Origin of the sequence: Pseudoalteromonas sp. BZK2 (assembly GCF_014349195.1) — a bacterium.
Lineage (GTDB): Bacteria > Pseudomonadota > Gammaproteobacteria > Enterobacterales > Alteromonadaceae > Pseudoalteromonas > Pseudoalteromonas simplex.
Map to the genome: position 1 here is coordinate 1 of NZ_JACSOG010000020.1, position 19,598 is coordinate 19,598.

Here is a 19,598-nt window from a genome sequence, read left to right on the forward strand (position 1 = left end):
AGGTGCAAGAGCAGGCGCAGTTAACACTGTAGTAAACAACGCCCCCTTCTAGGGGGCTAATGCAAAGCCACCTTCTTTAGAAGGTGGATCTTTTACTTTATAATGCCGATAACAAAGACGCTTGTATACTCATTGGTTTTTAATGCAAACATCAGATTTATACCACCATTTTTTAGCACAATTGCTGCCTTTGCTGAACGCTCAGCAAAGTTGCTTTAGCGTTGCCTTATCTGGCGGTGTTGATTCGGTTGTATTGTTACATTTAATGAAGCAAGCTCAACAGCAGCACTCAGAACTTAAAATTGAAGCTGTGTATGTTAATCATGGTTTGAGCAAGTATGCTGATGAGTGGCAAGGGTTTTGCCAATCGCTATGTGAAGAGCTCGATGTCTCATTTAAAGCGGTGCAAGTTGAAATTCATCAGCGCTCGCGTACATCACTTGAGGCACAAGCACGAGAGGCACGATACCTAGCACTCGACGAAAACTGTATGTTAGGTAGTGTAATACTGCTTGGCCAGCACTTGAATGATCAACTTGAGACTTTCTTACTTCGTCTAAAACGCGGCTCAGGCTTGCAGGGCTTAGCATCAATGCCACAAACACGATTATTAGCGTCTGGGCGTGTGTGTTTTAGACCATTGATTAATATCTCGCGTGAGCAAATTGAACAATTTGCCGATGAACTTGCTATTACCCATATCACCGATGATTCAAATGTTGATGAGCGCTTTGATCGCAATTTTTTACGTCATCAGGTTCTGCCTATTTTAACGAAGCGTTTTCAAGGGTTTGAAAAAAGCGCAGCGCGCAGTATTCGGCTTTTACAGCAACAGCAATCACTGCTCGATGAATATACGCAAAGTGACCTTGCGCATTGCCAAAATTCGCAGGGTGGCTTAAGTTGTCAGGCAATTTCGCCCTTTAGCCAGCCCAGACAAGCAAACCTTGTGCGTGCGTGGCTGAATCAGTTTACCCATCAACTACCTTCTGAGAATCAGCTTCAGCAAATTATTGAGCAAGGTTTAACGGCAAAAGCCGATGCCCAGCTAAAAATTTGTTTGCAAAGCGGTGATGTTCGCCGGCATCAGCAGCATTGGTACTTTGTGAAAGAGCAGGCAATACCTGAGGCGATGGATATTGCTTTGCAAAGCGTTGAACTGATTGATGGCCGAAAACTAATAGTGAAAGTGGGTAAGGGTATTAGAAAACCAAAGCCCGATGAGCAAGTAAGGGTTGAATTTAATAAGCCGCAAGCACGTATCAAACCTTTACATAAACCCGGCTCAAACACCTTAAAACATTGGTTTAAAGATGCCAAAGTAGCTCCTTGGTTACGTGCGCAGACACCACTAATTTTTTATAACGATCAACTTGTGCAAGTTGTTGGCTACTTTGTTAGTGAACAGCACAGTGTTGAAGATGGAATTCTTTGGGAGACACTCTATGAGTGAACAACCTCATGTAGGTTTATCACTAGTTAATAAAGCACCACTTGGCTTTGCGTTGTCGGTGCTAGTGGCTGTAATTGCTGGTTTTGCTTATACAGAGCTGACAATAAATACACTTTTTTATGCACTAGCTGGCGGCCTAGTATGCTCATTATTGCTGCTAGGTTACTGGTCAGGCAAAGGCGGTATTTTCTTTATTCTGGGCGTACTTACGCCGCTGGCATTAGTGATGGTATCGCCCCTTACCACCATGGCTGCCTTGCTTTACTTATTAAGCGGCTTCTTCGCTGGTTTTTGGTTAGTATTATTTGGTTATAAACTTATAAACAAAAAAGCCTAGCGGGGGATGCTAGGCTTTTACTCAATTAGTAAGCTCTTGCGCAGTTTCTTCCTGCTGCTTTTGCCTTATAGAGGCCCTTGTCAGCACGGGCAAACACTTCGTTTTCGCAGTCTTGGTTGTTGGCTAGCGTATAACCAATGCTTGATGTTACATCATATTGAGCCATCAACCCTGAGTTAGCAACTAAGCTCATAATGCGATCAGCTATCACCTTATTGGTGGTAAACTCAGGGTCATCGATTAATAATGCAAACTCATCTCCACCAAAGCGGAAAATCGAGTCAGTGCCGCGCACACTACTGCGCAGTACGTTAGCAAATTCTTGTAACACATCATCGCCAATTTTATGACCAAAGTTATCGTTTACTTGTTTAAAGTTATCTAAATCAAGCAACATTAAGCTAAATGGGCGATGTTGACGGCGGCAACGTTCTAGCTTTTGTGCCAAGCTGTCATTAAATTGACTACGGTTATTTAAGCCTGTTAGCGCATCTTTAGTCGCTAAACGTAATACGCGGGTGTACATAAGCGCATTACGTAATGGGTAAACGAGGGCTGTATGGAGCTGCTTTAATTTTGCTTCAATCGCTTTACCCATAGGGAACTGACTAAAGTAAATTAGCTGCCCTAAGCGTTCACTTTCGATATCTAAATCAAAAGAGTACGGTGTTTGGCTGGTATCGCTGCCTGCGCTTTGTGACACTCCGAGTGCAGATTGGAACTGTAAGCCAGATAAATTGATTAGTTGCTTTGCGTGCTCGGCAAAAATAGTCAAAATTTCTTCGATTGATAACGTGGTTTGTAACTTTGCGACCAAATCGTGTGGACTATTTGTTTCATTTATTCGGTAATGCTCTGCCGAAAACGGCAGAAACTCGCCTCGCGCAGACACCCGCTGCGTCAAAATATGGACATTTTCCATGATAATTCTCCCCCCGGAGTGTTTAGATACTCCCATGTAGCGAGATTTGTGCCATATTTTTAAACTGGCCGAAAAACAGATGGTTGCTATATTTAAAAGAGAAACCAGTTTTGTCACTAAGTCTAGGGAGTTGATTGCTTGCAAAATGTGCTGATCCAAGTGTTTGGCTTGCTCGTCGCTGCCGTATTATTTGTTTGGTTTTTCAAGCGAATTGGTTTACCACCCATTCTTGCTTATCTTGCGACAGGTGTACTGGCAGGGAGTCATGGTATTGGCTGGATGGCGCAAAGCCATGAAATGCACTTTGTTGCTGAGCTCGGCATTGTGTTTTTACTGTTTAGCTTAGGGCTTGAGTTTTCATTGCCGCGTTTAATGGCAATGCGCAATATTGTATTTGGTCTTGGCTCCTTACAGGTCGTGGTAACCAGCATAGTGTTTATGCTAATTTTACTGCTGCTAGAGCACAGCCTTTTAAACAGTTTTACTATTGCTAGTTTAATGGCGCTGTCTTCAACGGCGGTGGTGGTGAAGCTACTTAAAGAATCTGGAGATTTAAACCAGCGCCGCGGCCAGTTGGCAATAGGGGTGTTGCTGTTTCAAGATATTGCTGTTGTCCCTCTGCTCATTGTTTACCCCTTGCTAGCCCAAAGTGGCTCTGAAGAAATTGCCGGTGCATTGGCTTTTGCACTTACTAAAGGTGCTTTAGTGTGTATTTTATTGTTCGGCATAGGTAAATGGATTTTGCCTAAAGTGTTTAGCGAAATAGCGCTGGTAAGAACCGATGAGCTATTTATGCTAACGACTTTATTGGTTGCCTTGTTTGCCGCAGGCCTGACTTACCTATTTGGTTTATCGATGGCGTTAGGCGCCTTTTTAGCCGGCATGATGTTAGGAGAAAGCCATTATCGTCACCAACTAGAAGCCGATATTAGACCGTTTCGCGATATATTAATGGGGCTATTCTTTGTGACTGTTGGTATGCAGTTAGATGTGCTTTATGTACTTAATAGTTGGTACTGGATCATCGCGGTATTAATTGGCTTATTGCTATTTAAAATTGCGGTGCTTGCTATTTCTGCGCAAGTGATGGGGGAGCGAAAGCAAGATGCGGTATCAGCGGGTATTATGCTTTGGCAAATGGGAGAATTTGGCTTTGTATTAATTGCACTTGCTTCGCAGCATTTGCTGATAAGCTCAGAGCAAGCTTCGTTTTTAATTGCAGTTGGCGTACTTTCGATGGCGCTAACGCCTTACTTAATTGAAAAAACACCGCTTATTCTCAAAAAACTTGGCCTTTTAAGCCATGCAGGACAGTACTGGCAACAGCCCGCGACAAGTAGCCCTTTGTATCAAAATCATGTCGTTATTTGTGGTTTCTCCCGTGTAGGGCAAACTGTTGCGCGCTTTTTAAAGCCAGAAGCAATTGAATACGTCGCGGTCGAAAGTAACCCTATCTTATTGCAAGAAGCGAAAGCGGCTGGTGAACCGGTTATATTTGGCCATGTGAATCAAAAAGATATTTTAAAATCAGCGGGCGTTGAGCGTGCAAGGTTGGTGATTATTACCTTTACCGATTTTGAGCAAACGCAAATAGTTGTTGATGCCATCAAACAAATAGCACCTGATGTAAAGATATTGGTACGAATGCGCGATGATACCGAAATGGAAACGCTTAAAGAACTCGGTGTTACTGAGGTGGTACCAGAAACCCTTGAAGCAAGTTTAATGTTAGTTTCGCATGTACTTTATATGTCTGGTGTGCCGATGACACGGATCATACGCCGTGTTAGTAAAGAGCGGCGCAACCGTTATAAGTTCTTAAATGGCTTTTTCACTGGCGATAAACTCGATGGTGAAGAGGCCAGTTCAGATAGGCTTGAGTATTTACATGTTATAGCTCTGCCAGAACACGCTTATGCGGTTAATCAGAAAATTAGTGAGCTTAAACTTGAGCAGCGCCGTGTGTCGGTTAGAGCGCTGCGCCGACAAGACCGTGAAATTGACGCGCCTTCATCACAAACTATTTTATTAGCAGGCGATATTTTAGTGTTGCAAGGTAAGCCTCGCCGAGTAGAGCGGGTAGAGAGGTTTTTACTCGACGGTATGGAGTAGCTATTAGCTACTCCAGCTCTAAGAATTTACGAATTTCAGGTAGCTTTTTAAGGCCATCTTGGTAGCCAATTTCAATGAGCTTTTGGGTATAACGTTTTTCAAACAGTAAGTAGCTTGTTAAACTCGATTGCGAACGTTTCTTAACACCAATCATACGTAGTAACACCTTAATTGCCATGGGCATGTCATCATAAAACTGAGCTGCGATTGCATTAAAGTTTTGCGATGGATTGATCACGCAAGTTTCAATTTGTTTAAGCTCTTGGTGTTTGTCGCGTGCAGGTAATAGGCTCAGCGTGCGATTGATACGTTGTAAACGCTCTAAATCAGACTGTAGCGTGTCGGTAAAGACGCTATCGAGTAAGTGGCCTGCAATATTCGAAAGACCAGGGTAATGAGGCTGATAACCCGGCGGATGCAATTCTTTTGGTTCATCAACACCAATAATAAAGATTTTTTCAGCACCTAAATGAACCGACGGACTCAGTGGCGAAAGTTGGTGAATAGAGCCGTCGCCGAAATAGTGGTTATACACATTCACACTTGGGAACACCATAGGTATGGCACTCGACGCCATTAAGTGCTCAACATTTATGCGGGTTGCTTGTCCTTCACGTTTTGCTCTGCGCCACGGCTTTTGTGTAAGTGACTGAAAAAATGCCACAGAGTCACCAGTTGTATAGCTCGAAGCAGTAATCGACACTGCATCTAGGTAGTTTTTATGCAGGTTTCGTTCGATACGCGATAAATCGAGTATTTCGTGTAGCAGTTTTCGCAGCGGCTTATTGTTCAGCAAACTCGCTGGTGGGTGATTTATATGTTCAGATTGAAAACTTGTAAGCATGTTGCGGGTAATATGCAAAAACACACTTAAAAAGTCGCTTTTATAAACTTGAGAGGTCGAAAAATTCTTCCAAACCCATTCAAGTTTTTTGCATGCTAAATGTGCACACGATGCATAACATGCTAATGCAGCGGAATTAATTGCCCCAGCTGATGTCCCATTAATAATAGTAAAGGGCAGCGGTGCTGTACGAGGCATGCTTTGCGTTATCGCTTTAAGCACACCAACTTGATAAGCCGCTCGCGCGCCACCACCTGTTAGTAATAAAGCGATTTTAGAGTGTTGTGTTTTTTTTAACTTACTGCTCATGGTTGCATTTAAATAGTTGTGCGTCTTTACTTTATTTATCAACTGTAAGTCTTTAAGCTAGAAGAAGCAAAGATTAGCTCAAGGCTAAATGGTTTTTTCGTATTTTTATCTGTTTTATTTTTAAGGGAGTGTCTATGTCAGAGCATTCGTCAGAGCCTGAAGTACAAAAGGGTTCATCAAATAACAACCTGATTTTTGCGGTGGTTGTGCTTATCCTTGTTGCTGGTGTGGCAGCGTTTATTTTATTGAAGCCTGAAGATAAACCAGTGCAAGTTGTTGAAGACATTGTTAGCGAACAAGCGCCAGTTGTTGAGTATCAAGAGCCAGAGCCTGACCCAGAACCTGAAGTGACAGAGCCTGAGCCAGAGCCCGTTGTTGTAGATACTGCACCAGAGCGCACTCCAGAGCCAGTTCCAGAAGTTGAGCAACTACCAACGTTAAATGAAAGCGATGAAGTGGTTGTTGCTCGCATGGATGAGTTACTAAGCGACCAAGTGATGAGCTTAATGGTGACTGATGATATTATTCGCCGTGGTGTTGTGTACGTTGATAACATCGCAAAAGGTAAAGTGGCAGTTAGCCATGCACCTGTAGAACGCCCTAAAGAGTCGTTTAAAGTTATCGAGGGCGATATTTTAACAATCGACCCAAATAGCTATGAGCGCTATACGCCGTACGTAAAATTATTTACCAGCCTTAGCGCTGCTCAAGTTATTCGTATGTATGATGAATATAAACCCCTTATCAGTGAAGCTTATGCAGAAATTGGTTACGAAGGTGATGCATTCACAGGCACGTTAGAAGAGGCGATTGATGTACTGCTTGATACGCCAGAGCCTAAAGGTGATATGCCACTCGTTCGTAACTCAGTTACGTATCAATATGCTTACTCTGAGTGGGAAAACTTACCCGATGCGCAAAAACAATTGCTGCGTATGGGCCCAGAAAATATGAAGAAAGTGAAAGCTGCGCTGCGCAACATTAAAGCTGAACTTGAAAAGTAAGCGATAACCCCCTTAATGACAGTGCGATTGTATACCAAGTATGCAATCGCACTTTCTTTTTCGAATACCCCTTGAATAACTGGCTAAAAGTAGAGATAATCCCTCCCGCGCCAAACAAGGCCCTCAATGGTAGTCTTATTGGTCCTCTCGCAACACTAGCAGGTGAACCTGGTCAGGCCCGGAAGGGAGCAGCCACAGCGTGTGACGTGTGTGCCGAGATGCGGCTGGTAAGACTGCCACCCAAAATTCTATTTGGGTGACTTATTTCATTTAAATTCCTTTTAAATTTTTTTAGAACCAATCTTTTATTCTTGTATTAATCTAACTTTCTTTGAGCTTTTTATTTCTTAAGTTATCAAGACATCCACTTTAAGGTTATCTAGACACCCAAGTTAAACAATATAAATTCCGGCTCAATGTTGATGATTTGATTGAAGATGACACAGCTGGTTAGGTACAGGTAATAAAGTTATTCGGACATCCACTTTTGTAGGTATTTTAATAACTAATTTTAAAGCCGGCTTGCTTAGTCGTTCTAAATTAATTTACAGATAAATGTAATGTTTAGGTGATTCTGTAGACATTGTCTGATTAGCGCCTGATTTGGGCAAACTTAGTCCAAATCAGGCTACTTTAAACATTTTCGAGTTTCGGTTTAGGTAAATAGTGCACGACTAGTGCTAATAGAGCTTCTTCGTTTTCGTTTCATGTGATTTGTGTAAGCTGTGATTGCTTGCTCTTTACCAGCCGTATTTTTAAACGAGCGAGTAAAGGAAGTGGTGAGTGTAAGCCAGTTGTCAGTACAAATATCTAGTCTTTCAAGTATTGGTAATGCATCTTCAGGGATTTTCCCTGGTTTATCTTCTCGTATTGAACGGCCTGTCCAATCTACAAGTTGCAGATATGTCTTGAGCTCAAATGGTAGTCCCTTAGGCATATGTTTACGTGGTTTACCTGCAAAGCGCATAAGTGATTTCGGTTGCTTATTATTTTGAGCTGCATTAATTCTAGATTTAATACTGGTGTAGTCAGATTGCTCAGGTAAATCAGCCGCTTTCGCTCTTACAGGGTTTAGGTCAACATACGCAAGGCAAGCTGCAAGAGCTGCTTCATCAAGTAAAGCTTGTGATTTAAAGCGACCTTCCCAAAAGCGTCCTTTGCACTCATCTTCTTGATTTGCTTGTCGTGCAATACTCTCATTAAGAACGCGCATAAACCAACTAATACTGCTGAGCCGTTCTCGATATAAATTTACTCTGGCATTAACCGCAGCGAGCTCGGTTTGTGTTAGCAATTCGCCATTTAAGAATCGTTGGCAAAGGAATGTACTTTTAAATAACTTGTGCCATTTAATCAGAATCGCTTTATTATTCAAACGCTTTGCTTTTGCTATATCAATATGAAGTACTAGATGAGTATGGTTACTCATAACCGCGTAAGCGCAAATATCAATACAAAATATACGACCAAGTTGAAGTAGTTTCTTTTCAACCCAATCGCGCCGGTGTTCATACGAACGACCTGTTAGTGGGTCTTGCCCGCACAAATAAGCGCGACGAACGCAGCGTGAAATACAGTGATAGTAAGGCGTGTTTGAAACGCTAATTAAGTTTCTACGAGGGGTTGCCATGCTCTTCTCCTCCATGAGTTGAACACTATAAGCTTAGCTGTAATTCTAAAGAGTGAGAAACAGAAAGTAGTTTATTCGCTTTTTTGTTAAACAATTGACAATTTGTTTCGCAAGTAATCTTAGGTTGATTATACTTTAAAAACTAGTAAGTTAACTCGAAATCATAAATGTTGACTTGCTAGAATCCCAACATATAAGTTTCTTTATTTCTAGCTCTTTTAGTATGTTGAGTAGTTCGGTTTCAGAAAGACAGCAATTCTGTTTTAGGTTATCAATAGAAATTTCTTTATTAGAGTTGTTAACTTTTGAGGCTAACATAATACGATAAATTAATTTTGACTTGCGATTCATAATGCACTCCCCACATTTGCATAGCATTTTATAATAAATTGCTACTCTCTAATTTGTTAAAGCTTGGTTTTGTTGAGGAAAGGCATTGCAAGCTTCCTCTATATAGTTTCATTACAAGCAAATTAGATGTGTTTATTATTAGATTTTATGTGTATTGATGATTTTTTCGACTATGAGCGATCTTTTTCGCTAAGTCAAATGCAATTGATATGCTAATTTTACCAAAAGTGGGTGTCTAATTACGTGATGTCTCTAGTCCTCTCTAAAGTAGGTGATTAATTATCTTTAAACATGGGTGTCTTTTTATCATTTCTCAATTAATTATCTTTAAACATGGGTGTCTTTTTATCATTTCTCAGACACTAGCTGTTGGGATTTAAACTGTTAGTGCTGGAGTCATGTTCTCTAATTATGGGGCCGTTTTTATTAATCAGATAAGTTTTGGCTGTGCTGTGAAATGGCATTATTTAAGGCTTCAAAGAGTAGATGTTTTTCAATGGGCTTACCAACATGGCAGTAAAAACCACAGTTCTTGTATTCTATAATATTTTCTTTCATGACATTTGCTGTTAACGCGATTACCGGAGTCGTAGGGTTTAATGCTCGAATGTGTGCACAGGCTTCAATCCCCCCCATTTTTGGCATTTGGATATCCATAAGAACGAGCATAGGGTTTATTTTTTTAAATAAATCTATAGCCTCTAAACCATCTTTGGCAAACTGAACATTGGCATTTGTTTCGGCCATTAAGGATTGAATGACCATAGTATTAAGTGGGTTATCTTCAGCAATTAGAACTGTTTTACCTTCAAGATTGGGAACATCAGTTATATGGGGGCTTTCTATGATTTGCTGCTGCTCTGCTATTTCTAGCGGTAAAAATATGGTAAAGCGTGTGCCTTCGCCTAATTTACTATCAACGTCTATAGTACCTCCCATCCGTTTAATTAAGTTTGTTGTTATTGACATGCCAAGGCCTGTGCCGCCAAAGCGGCGTGTAATACTATTATCAGCCTGTTGAAAGCGTTGAAAAAGATTTGCCAAACCTTCTTCACTCATACCTATTCCTGTGTCTAATACTTGTAACTCGATACCTGGGATTAAGTTTTTTACTTTTTTCTTTACAATAACTTGTATACCACCTTGCTCTGTGAATTTCACAGCGTTAGAAACTAGGTTTAAAATTATTTGCCTAATACGAACAGGATCACCAATCCATATATTTTCGACATTTTTGTCTATATCAATGTTTAGCTCGATAGACTTTTCGTTACAGATAGGTAAAAAATCAGAATTTATAGATTCAACTATTTTTATCAAAGAAAAGTTAACATTTTCGATTGTAAGCTCGTTCGCTTCCATTTTAGAAAAGTCTAAAATATCATTAATAATAGTAAGTAATGATCGGCATGAAAAAAGAGCTTTTGAGACAATTTCTATGTTTTGGGGCTTTTGAACATTAGGTTGCAGGATTTGTAGTAAACCCATAATGCCATTTAAGGGGGTTCTAATTTCATGACTCATATTAGCAAGAAATTCTGATTTAATTCTTGCCCCTTCTAATGCTTGATCAGTTAAAGCTTGTTGCTCTTTATATGAGGTAGATAGCTTTTTAAAGTAAAAGAGCAAAATACCAGCCAAAAGTACAATCGTCAGAATATGAACTGTATATGCAAATTTAAAGTTTTCATTAATCGCCACACTCTTTTTCTTAAGCATGGTGTTTACGTGGCTTTCAAAGTCAGATAGAGCTGCAAGGGCTTTCGCATCATCAACTTTTACAATGTCGTCAATAGCTTCACTAGAAGCGCCTTGTTCAATCATTTTGAGCGCTAAATCAAGCTTTTCCTCATAATTAGCTAGGGTCGTTCTTACACCGCCGAGAGCTTGCTTGTCGTAATTTTCTACAGCTTCTAGCTTTTCAAGTATTACTTTTATTTCGTAAATTTCTTTTTTTATACTAGGGAGGTAAAGATCAACATTTTTTCTTAAAATTAGATTTTTAAAGTGGTGTATAAAGCCACCATATCCTAACCTTTGCACCAAGGTGTCATGTAAAACATAAACGTTGCTTGCAGTATTGGAATAATCACGCCATTGGTTATCAACATGCTTGTAAAAGAATAATGAAGTCACTGTTAGCAGAATGACTAATATAATCACAATTACCGCGTTTACTCTCAGCCTTGTTTGAGTTTTCTTTAGCGATTGAGTCATGAGTCTTGTACCTACTAATTAGTAACTCTAAGCATAGCATTTAAAAAGACAATCCGTGACTTTTATTACTTAAGTTTTACCTATATCATTATTTAATAATACTTAATTATGTTTTATGTAAGGCTATTGCTACCTGTGTTAAGAGTTTCTGATTTTCGACTGCATGGATACAGAAGGGAGAGCAATGCGGGAGCAATTGCCGAAAATAACTAAATAATGAAATTTTTGCTTTGTTATCAACGAGGTTTTATTGCCTCAAAATAGTCTACCTAATTAAGCGCATAGGTATTAGTTTTTGCTATTAAATCGTGCAGGGTGCTCATAATAGAGTAATCATTTTTTATTTATCGTTTCCCACTCTGGCGAGTTACCTATTTTTTCGACTAAGAAATCTATAAGAACTCTTACTTTAGCCGTAAGTACATTTGATTTCGGGTATACAAGCCAGATAGCGCTGTTATCACTTATTTGATAATCAGGTAAAACTCGAATTAAAGAACCTGCTTCTAGCTCAGTATGAATATTCCACAATGAACTCATACAGATACCCACGCCAGCTTTTGCTGCTATACGCATACTTGCGCCATCATCACACAAAATGCGTGGCTTACTTTTTTCAGGTGGAAAACTAAAATGATCGCTGCAATTAGGGGTAATTAACTTACGGGGTTTGGTATTTAAAAACACTAATAATTGATGTTGGATAAGCTCTTCAGGATTCCTCGGTGTGCCATTACGAGCCAAGTAGTCTGGTGAGGCACACAATATCCGAGTGTCTTTGGCAAGGCGTCTGCAAATCAAGCTACTATCTTCCACAGCGAGGTTTCTCAGTGCTAGATCAAACCCTCCTTCAATTAATTTAACTTGGCCATCTGAGAGCATGAGTTCAAGGTTTATATCTGGGTAGCGGTCTAGGAATTCTGGCAAAATAGGCATGATAAAGCGCTGCGCAAACGTACTTGATGCAGCAAACCTCAATGTTCCGCTAATATTAAGGTTACCTTGTCCTAAGGTTGCAAGCGCGGCTTCTTGTTGAGCAAGGATCTCTTTGGCATAAGGTAAAAACTCCATGCCAGCAAGTGATAAAGTTACTTTCCTTGTCGTTCTGTGGAATAGGTCTGCTCCAACTTGCATTTCTAATTTGGCTAACCAGGCACTTGCTACAGATGGAGTAAGGCCCAGCTGCTCGCCTGCAGCACTAATGTTGAGTGTCTCAGCCGCTAACACAAATAGTTTAATGCAATTAGTGTCCATCAATTATCTCGAAAATCAGAATTCTGATTCTTTTTATACGTTATTTATTCGTTTTATCCAAAGCCTTAAGCTTTATTTGTAAAACTAAACATGACAAATGCAACTAAAGGGGAGAGTTTCAAATGTGAACGTAAGCCGTATTTATCAACTGCATAGCAGTGATGAATTTATTTCTTTGACTAACTTCACTGACCCCTTATTAAAAGGAATCATTATGTATGCCTAAAACAATTCTATTAACAGGCGCTACAGATGGCATTGGCCTAGAGACGGCAAAAAAACTTGCTTCATTAGGTCATACGCTTTTACTTCATGGTCGTAGCCAGCAAAAGCTTTTACAAGCAAAAGAGTTGATAGAGGCGCTTTATAGCGGTGCAAAAATTGATACGTTTTTAGCAGACTTATCAGAGCTAAAACAGGTGGTTGAATTAGCCAATCAGATCAAAGCTAAATATTCACATATTGATGTACTGATCAATAATGCTGGCGTTTTTAAAATAGCAAATAATCTAGGCGAGGGTGGTCTAGATGTACGCTTTTTAGTGAACACGATTGCGCCTTATATTTTGACCAAAACTTTATCTGCTCTTATGAATGAAAATAGTCGCATAGTGAACCTATCTTCAGCGGCGCAAGCACCGGTTAGTATTGCAGCACTTAAAGGCTTGCAAGCATTGTCTGATAGCAGTGCTTATGCGCAAAGTAAATTAGCGCTAACTATGTGGACGCTACAATTGGCAAAACAATGGGCAGACAATACTCCTTCTTTAGTGGCAGTTAATCCAGCCTCTTTTTTAGGAAGCAAAATGGTTAAGGAAGCATATGGTTCACAAGGAAAAAATTTGGCTATCGGGGCTGATATTTTAGTTAAGGCTGCGTTAAGTGACCAATTTACAGGTATGACTGGCCGTTATTTTGATAATGATATTGGTGCATTTTCGAACCCACATCCAGATGCGTTTGATACAGCAAAAAATACTACTTTGATTATGGCGATGGACGAAGTTTTAACTCGTCTAGATGTAAAAATTTAGAGCTTATTTTTACGATAGCTTTTTTACAGCCGCAACCAATAAAAACACTAGGGATAATTATGAAATACGAAGGATTTACAACATTCACGACCACTCAGTCTGGTGGTGTATTAACTGTTACGTTTGATTTTGGGCCAGTTAATGTTCAGGGCCAAGAAATGCTTGCTGATTTAAATAGTTTAGCAATGCGTTTAGAGCGAGATAAAAACACTAAAGTTGTTATTTTTCAATCAGCAAACCCTGAAATTTGGGTTTGCCACTATGATACTGAACTATTGAAAGATATGTCAGTTGAAGTTGTTTCACGCGATGAAGCGAAGCCGCTGGACTTACAATCAATTTGTGAGCGCTTAAGTAAAGTGCCGCAGGCAACAATAGCAAAACTAGAAGGTTTTGCACGCGGTGGTGGCCATGAACTAGCGCTAGCGCTTGATATGCGATTTGCAGCTCGTGGTAAGTTTAAATTTATGCAAATGGAAGTTGGTATGGGTATTTTACCCTGTGGTGGCGGTGCTTCAAGAATGGCTCGCCAGACAGGTTTAGGTCGTGCTTTAGAAATTATTTTGAGTGCCCGTGATTTTGATGCAGATGAGGCTGAGCGCATGGGTACCATTAATAAAGCGCTTAACCCCGATGAGATTGATGAATACGTTGATACGCTAGCAAACCGAATTGCTCAGTTTCCTGCTGAATCAATTAATGCATGCAAACAAATGGTATATGAATCAATTGATAAGCCAATTGCGGAGGCATTAAAAGCAGAAGCATATTGGTTATATCAAGCAACCAGTAAAACACCTGCAATTAAGCGCTTCACTATTGCCGATGAGCAAGGCCTTGAGCATGACATAGAAAATCAGCGTAATTGGCCGGAGTTAGTGATGAAGGTACAAGAAATAAATTAGTACTGTGCTAACAACAAGATTTGTAACCCCAAGAGAGTTCTCTTGGGTTTGCTATTAGAGGAAATTTAATATGTTAAAGCTATCATCACTAACAACAAGTGTAGTACTTATTGCTGCATTTTCAGCCGCTGCTGATGAAAAAAGGTTGGATAAGTCTGAACTTGTCCCCTTAGAGTCTGTAAACTGGGGATATTTAAACCCTCTACGTGGTGACAAAAGCCCTGGCGCAGCAAACTTATGGGGCGACAGAACAATAGATTCTGCAACCGGTATGCTAGTGCGCTTTAAACCGGGCTTTTCATCTCCTGCGCATATTCATAATATTTCATACCGTGGCATTGTCATTAAAGGACTGATGCATAATGATGACCCAAATGCGGAATTGGATTGGATGGCAACAGGGTCATTTTGGACGCAACCTGCAGGGCAAAATCACATAACAGCTGCTAAGGCTGAGACCAATCTCATATACCTTGAAATCGATGAAGGGCCTTATTTGGTTAAGCCTTCTAAGGCGCAGTTTAATAATGGCGAGCACTCACTCAATCTTCATTCAGACAACATGGTATGGTTCAATAGTGATGAGTTAACGTCATTAGACTCTAAAAAGGTTACCCTTACCCCTCTTTGGCAAAAACAAAATCAACAAGGTGTTTTAGTTAAACTTGATGCGGGTTTTAATGGGCAATTAACAAGTGAAAGAGGTTCATTACGCGCAGTTTTGATCAGCGGCGAGCTTAACTACCGATCTGTTGAACATAGTGAAGCAAAACAAATTGAGGCTGGTAGTTACTTCTCGTCAGTTGCCGGTTTTAAACATCAGCTAAAGACTGAGGGTGGAGCAATCGTTTATGTGCGATTTAACAATAAACTACAGATCAGTGAACAATAACTATTTCAAAAGATAATGCTTTAAATTAACTAACTCTACTGTACTTTTTTTGTACTTGCTGTATCTTAAGTTGGTACGCAATTTTAAGGTTTCATTGAGTGTAGACTAACACTCATATGTTAAGTGGAGTAAAGGATATGCACGCACACACAGTTATAGAGTCAGCAGCAACTATTCAATCGGGTGTCGCAAAAGCGGATGGTAAGCTTGTAGTTACTGAACAAGACATTGTTTTTGAACCGTTTAATAAAGAGCTAGGCTTAGGCCCATACACATTTTCCCGAGCGCAAATCAATAACGTTGGTAAGTGTTCAGGTAAAGGCGCGGGTATTTTGCCAATCACAGCAGATGGAATTCGCATAACTTTAAATAATAACGATATATTTGAGTTCATTTTAGCAAACCCAGATGAGTGGCTAAGCGTACTAGCTCACTAAGCAAATCTTCAAAAAGACGGCATATTTTAGCAACTTGTCATAATATGCCGTGTTAGCTTTTCATTAATTAATTTCCTTTCTTCGCAACTATTTACACTTAAAAACAGCATACATTGCTATACATTCACACCCTAGCAAGGCATCATAACTTTTTCTAAGGAGAGGTTATGATGCTTAAATCTTTGTTACCACTGGTTTTATGTACCAGTTCTGCAATAGCTGCAACAAATCTGCCGGATAATCGTCATATTGTTGTTAAAGGTGAGGCTGTTGTGCGTACAGCCCCCGACAGGGCTGACATCACGTTAGAGTTTGAAGCTGTTAAAGCTGAAAGCGTGCAGGCTAAGCAGCAAGTCGATGAACAAGTAAATAAACTCCTTGCGGGCTTAAATAATTTCTCAATAGACGAAAAAAGTATCTCTGCGGGTCGAATTTTCGTAGAGCCGAACATGCGCTATGACGAAAACGATAACCAAGTTAAAGATGGTTTTCGAGCCACGCGAAAGGTCAAAGTCAGCCTTAAACAACTCTCCCTTTTGGATGGCTTTTTAAACTTTGCGCTTAAAGTGGGTGTCAATCAAATCGATCAAATTCAACTTTTATCAACCAAAGCCTCAGATTACGAGCAAGCCGCTCTTGATAAAGCAGTAGCGAATGCCAAACAGCAGGGAAGTAGCCTCGCTAGCGCATTCGAAGCGAAACTTGGTCGGGTGTATAGTATTCAATCGCAAGAGGTAGGTAGTCACTTTGGCTATGGCAGCAACACAAATATTGAACGAATCATGGTAACGGGCTCACGTATTAATACAGTCCCAGAAGGTAAGTATTTACAAGAATCGATTACCTTCAGAGCAAGTGTCAATGTTGTGTTTGATTTAGTTTTGGAATAATTAATTCCCTGTTTTTAAAACATCAAGGCAGCCTATGAATCTTTAAAAGCAGCTTTGATTTTGTTTCTTCTCTTTTCATTGCTAACAAGGTATTGATTGTATTTAGTTTATCTCTTTATGGGTGGTGAACGCTTAAAAGTTGAGAATTAAATATTTTACCCCAAGTGTGTTTTTCAGAATAAAATATCTTGATTTTATAATTTATTACTAATATTGTAGCCGCATTGTAACAATAAAGTTGTTACCAATTGTTGTTCTTAAGAGCATTTATGTAGTTTGTAGTCACAAAATCTCTCACTTTACAAAAACTATAAGGTTACAGTTCCATGAATAAAAAATTCTCAGCGCTAGCGGCTGGTGTTAAAAAAGCACTTATTCCTACTTTAGTTTTAAGTACATCAGTATCTGTTTATGCAGCTGATCAACTGCCAGAAAAGAAAAAAGCAACTAAAGAAGATATCGAGCAGATTGAAGTAAGAAGTTATGCTGCATCAGTTGAGAAAAGCATTAATATGAAGCGCTTTTCAAACAGTGTAGTTGATGCCGTTTCTGCTGAAGATATTGGTAAATTTCCAGATCAAACTGTCGCTGATGCACTACAGCGTATTCCGGGTGTACAAGTTGAAAAAGACCTAGGTGGTGAAAGCGACCGAGTTAGTATTCGTGGTACTGCACCGCATTTAAATATTACCTTGTTAAACGGGCAAAACGTTGCTTCAGCAACTGCTTCAGCTTCAATTACGCGTCCTTCACGAGGGTTTAACTACTCGCTGCTACCAGCTGAATTAGTAGATACGCTTGAAGTATATAAGTCGGCAGAAGCAGACATTGATGAGGGTTCTATAGGTGGTACCGTTGTTGTAAAAACTCGTAAACCGCTCGATAGTGAAGCGAATTACGCAGCGCTCTCTGTTAAGGCTTATCATTTTGAAAATGCTGAAGAAACTAAACCGTACCTTTCTGGTTTGTATTCGTGGAAAAATGAAGCACAAGATTTTGGTTTTAATCTAGGATTTGTTCATAAAGAAACTGCGACCCAACGTGATAGCAAAGAAGTTCGATTCGGCTATCGCAGTACCGATGCAGATCAAGATGGCAACGCAGAGTTTTACCCTGGCGCGGTAGGCTATAACCGATACGCAAGTGATAGTGATTTAGATACCGCAACTTTGACGTTTCAATATGCAGCTAATGACAACGTAGATTTTGTTTTTAATAACTTATATTCAAAATCTGAGCATGAGTCATACGGAACATACTCAAGCGGCTTTATTTTGCAAAACATTGCAAATGTAGAAAATCCAGTCATTGTTGATGGCACTTTGATTTCGGGAGATCTGCCGGCCCATAATAATTTAGGATATTATGGCAATGCAGGTTATGAGGGGGAGTTTAAAACTCAAGCGCACGATTTAAAAGTGACATATAAAGCAGACAATTACACTGTTACAGGTCAGCTAGGTTATAGCAAGGCTGATGGTGAAGTAAGTGATGTTTACTCAGAATATTACGCAAATACAAGCGCATCATTTACATTAGACAATGGAACGCCAGATGTAACATTAGACGCTGATTTAAGCGCTGATGATTATCGCTTAGACTACAACCATAAAAATGACATATACAACGACTCAAAGGAAGTTTACGGGCAGCTAGATTTTGAGTATCTATTAGATGGTGACTTCTTCAAAGCAATCAAGGCTGGGGTTAAGTACCGAGAGCATTCAAAAGCTGCAAGTTTAATAAAAGCGAATTATCCAAAAGTATCATCAGATGGTGAACAATTTAACTTAGGCATGTTCGCAAGCGATTCGACAGATAATGCAATTTTATGGCAGTTTGATAATTCAAAATATGCTGATTGGATATCATCAACAACACCTTCTACAGCGCCATATGAACACCTTGATTACACATTCGATTTAGAAGAAACCGTCACCGCAGGGTATGTAAAAGCGGTGTTCGATCATAATAAGTGGCGCGGTAATTTTGGGGTTCGAGCTGTGAAAACAGAGCTAGATTCTCGTTCTGTTGAATACACAGGGCGCAGCTTTGCACCTGAAAATATTCAAGATATCAATAGCTCTAATAGCTACGATGATATCTTGCCGAGTGTGAATATCAACTACGACTTTACAGATGATGTGGTTGTGCGTTTTGCTGCGGCAAAAGTCATGTCTCGCCCGGATTATGACTTCTTATCTGCCCGCAAAAGTGGTTATTGTGCTGCAGCTACAGGCTGTAAAGGCTCTGAGGGTAACCCGAACCTGAAGCCTTACCGTGCGACTCAATATGACTTATCTGCTGAGTGGTACTTTAATGAATCATCTATTTTATCGTTTGCTTATTTTTATAAAGATATCGACTCATACATAACCAATGCCACTATTGAAAAACAATGGACCTGGACAGATCCTGATACAGGCGTGGAAGAAGTTCGTGATTTTTTAGTGACCCAGCCTCTGAACGGTTTAGGCGGTGAGAACTCAGGTTTTGAAGTTAACTACACGCAGAAACTCCCTTACGGCTTTGGAGTACAGACAAACTACACCTATTCAGATGCACAGTTAAAACAAACTGCAGAGCAAAAAGAGGCAGGTGAAGAAGCCGTTTTACCTAATAATTCAGAAGATACCTTTAACGCGACAGTATATTATGAAAACACAACCTTTAGTGCCCGTGTTTCTTATACTTATCGTTCAGAGTATTTCTACACTAACTATCTTGGTTTGAACCAATATAAAGATGGTTTTGGTCAGTATGATCTTAATATTAGTTACAATGTTACTGAAGATTTAAACCTTGTATTCCAAGCAATTAACCTCACGGATGAAGAGCAAGAAGCAACGTCGGGCAATAGCACTGGCATGTCAGATGCTAATCGCCCATTAGCGATACACGATTATGGTCGTCGTTTCTTACTTGGCGCACAAATGAAGTTTTAATTTTTCCTTTTGAATTTGATACATGTAGGCACAGCAAGTCTTTGTTGTGCCTTTTTTGTGGG

General features: G+C 39.9%; 15 protein-coding genes and 1 other RNA gene. 11 read left to right on the forward strand and 5 right to left on the reverse strand.

Translation table 11 applies throughout. The features are described from left to right. Positions 1 to 142 precede the first annotated feature (142 nt). The gene (tilS, locus tag BIZ38_RS13135) at positions 143 to 1,453 is read left to right on the forward strand and encodes a tRNA lysidine(34) synthetase TilS (RefSeq protein ID WP_187490465.1); all 1,311 of its coding nucleotides are present in this window, start codon (positions 143 to 145) and stop codon (positions 1,451 to 1,453) included. Beyond that, positions 1,446 to 1,790 (forward strand): hypothetical protein, encoded by a 345-nt coding sequence (locus BIZ38_RS13140; RefSeq protein ID WP_166341542.1) that lies wholly within the window; start codon positions 1,446 to 1,448, stop codon positions 1,788 to 1,790. Before tilS ends, BIZ38_RS13140 begins: the two co-directional genes overlap by 8 nt. A gap of 25 nt (positions 1,791 to 1,815) precedes the next feature. On the opposite strand, the gene BIZ38_RS13145 is transcribed toward BIZ38_RS13140, so the two are convergent. Next, a complete protein-coding gene (locus tag BIZ38_RS13145; protein WP_054553099.1) occupies positions 1,816 to 2,712 on the reverse strand; it encodes a GGDEF domain-containing protein in 897 nt (298 codons plus the stop codon). Between the two features lie 138 nt (positions 2,713 to 2,850). Here BIZ38_RS13145 and BIZ38_RS13150 point away from each other — a divergent pair, with 138 nt between their 5' ends. Further along, on the forward strand, positions 2,851 to 4,824 hold the full coding sequence (locus tag BIZ38_RS13150) for a monovalent cation:proton antiporter family protein (RefSeq protein WP_054553098.1): 1,974 nt from the start codon (positions 2,851 to 2,853) through the stop codon (positions 4,822 to 4,824). Between the two features lie 7 nt (positions 4,825 to 4,831). Here BIZ38_RS13150 and BIZ38_RS13155 read toward each other — a convergent pair whose 3' ends face one another. After that, on the reverse strand, positions 4,832 to 5,977 hold the full coding sequence (locus BIZ38_RS13155) for a patatin-like phospholipase family protein (protein ID WP_138599329.1): 1,146 nt from the start codon (positions 5,975 to 5,977) through the stop codon (positions 4,832 to 4,834). A 134-nt stretch (positions 5,978 to 6,111) separates the two neighbouring features. Between BIZ38_RS13155 and BIZ38_RS13160 the strand changes: the two genes are divergently transcribed. Both BIZ38_RS13160 and ffs read left to right on the forward strand, forming a co-directional pair. Next, positions 6,112 to 6,981 carry a DUF3014 domain-containing protein gene (locus BIZ38_RS13160; protein ID WP_187490466.1) on the forward strand — a complete coding sequence of 290 codons (870 nt, stop codon included), beginning with the start codon at positions 6,112 to 6,114 and terminating at the stop codon, positions 6,979 to 6,981. A 136-nt stretch (positions 6,982 to 7,117) separates the two neighbouring features. Beyond that, positions 7,118 to 7,214: signal recognition particle sRNA small type (gene ffs, locus BIZ38_RS13165), an RNA gene on the forward strand. Between the two features lie 422 nt (positions 7,215 to 7,636). Here ffs and BIZ38_RS13170 read toward each other — a convergent pair. From BIZ38_RS13170 to BIZ38_RS13180, 3 genes are all read right to left on the reverse strand, one after another. Further along, positions 7,637 to 8,611: a transposase gene (locus BIZ38_RS13170; RefSeq protein WP_187490467.1), complete on the reverse strand. Its 975-nt coding sequence runs from the start codon at positions 8,609 to 8,611 to the stop codon at positions 7,637 to 7,639. A 777-nt stretch (positions 8,612 to 9,388) separates the two neighbouring features. Then, positions 9,389 to 11,179 carry an ATP-binding protein gene (locus tag BIZ38_RS13175; protein WP_187490468.1) on the reverse strand — a complete coding sequence of 597 codons (1,791 nt, stop codon included), beginning with the start codon at positions 11,177 to 11,179 and terminating at the stop codon, positions 9,389 to 9,391. 333 nt (positions 11,180 to 11,512) lie between these two features. Then, entirely contained in the window at positions 11,513 to 12,433 is a 921-nt protein-coding gene (locus BIZ38_RS13180) for a LysR family transcriptional regulator (protein ID WP_138600024.1), read from the reverse strand. A gap of 218 nt (positions 12,434 to 12,651) precedes the next feature. Between BIZ38_RS13180 and BIZ38_RS13185 the strand changes: the two genes are divergently transcribed. From BIZ38_RS13185 to BIZ38_RS13210, 6 genes are all read left to right on the forward strand, one after another. After that, the gene (locus tag BIZ38_RS13185) at positions 12,652 to 13,467 is read left to right on the forward strand and encodes an SDR family NAD(P)-dependent oxidoreductase (RefSeq protein ID WP_187490469.1); all 816 of its coding nucleotides are present in this window, start codon (positions 12,652 to 12,654) and stop codon (positions 13,465 to 13,467) included. A gap of 59 nt (positions 13,468 to 13,526) precedes the next feature. Beyond that, complete coding sequence (locus BIZ38_RS13190) at positions 13,527 to 14,372, forward strand: enoyl-CoA hydratase/isomerase family protein (RefSeq protein WP_187490470.1); 846 nt, start codon at positions 13,527 to 13,529, stop codon at positions 14,370 to 14,372. A gap of 70 nt (positions 14,373 to 14,442) precedes the next feature. Then, positions 14,443 to 15,264: a DUF4437 domain-containing protein gene (locus BIZ38_RS13195; RefSeq protein ID WP_187490471.1), complete on the forward strand. Its 822-nt coding sequence runs from the start codon at positions 14,443 to 14,445 to the stop codon at positions 15,262 to 15,264. 137 nt (positions 15,265 to 15,401) lie between these two features. Continuing rightward, entirely contained in the window at positions 15,402 to 15,701 is a 300-nt protein-coding gene (locus tag BIZ38_RS13200; protein ID WP_187490472.1) for a hypothetical protein, read from the forward strand. Positions 15,702 to 15,868: 167 nt separating this feature from the next. Further along, positions 15,869 to 16,591, forward strand: coding sequence for an SIMPL domain-containing protein (locus tag BIZ38_RS13205; protein ID WP_187490473.1), 723 nt, complete (start codon positions 15,869 to 15,871; stop codon positions 16,589 to 16,591). 326 nt (positions 16,592 to 16,917) lie between these two features. Next, on the forward strand, positions 16,918 to 19,536 hold the full coding sequence (locus BIZ38_RS13210; protein WP_187490474.1) for a TonB-dependent receptor: 2,619 nt from the start codon (positions 16,918 to 16,920) through the stop codon (positions 19,534 to 19,536). Positions 19,537 to 19,598 lie beyond the last annotated feature (62 nt).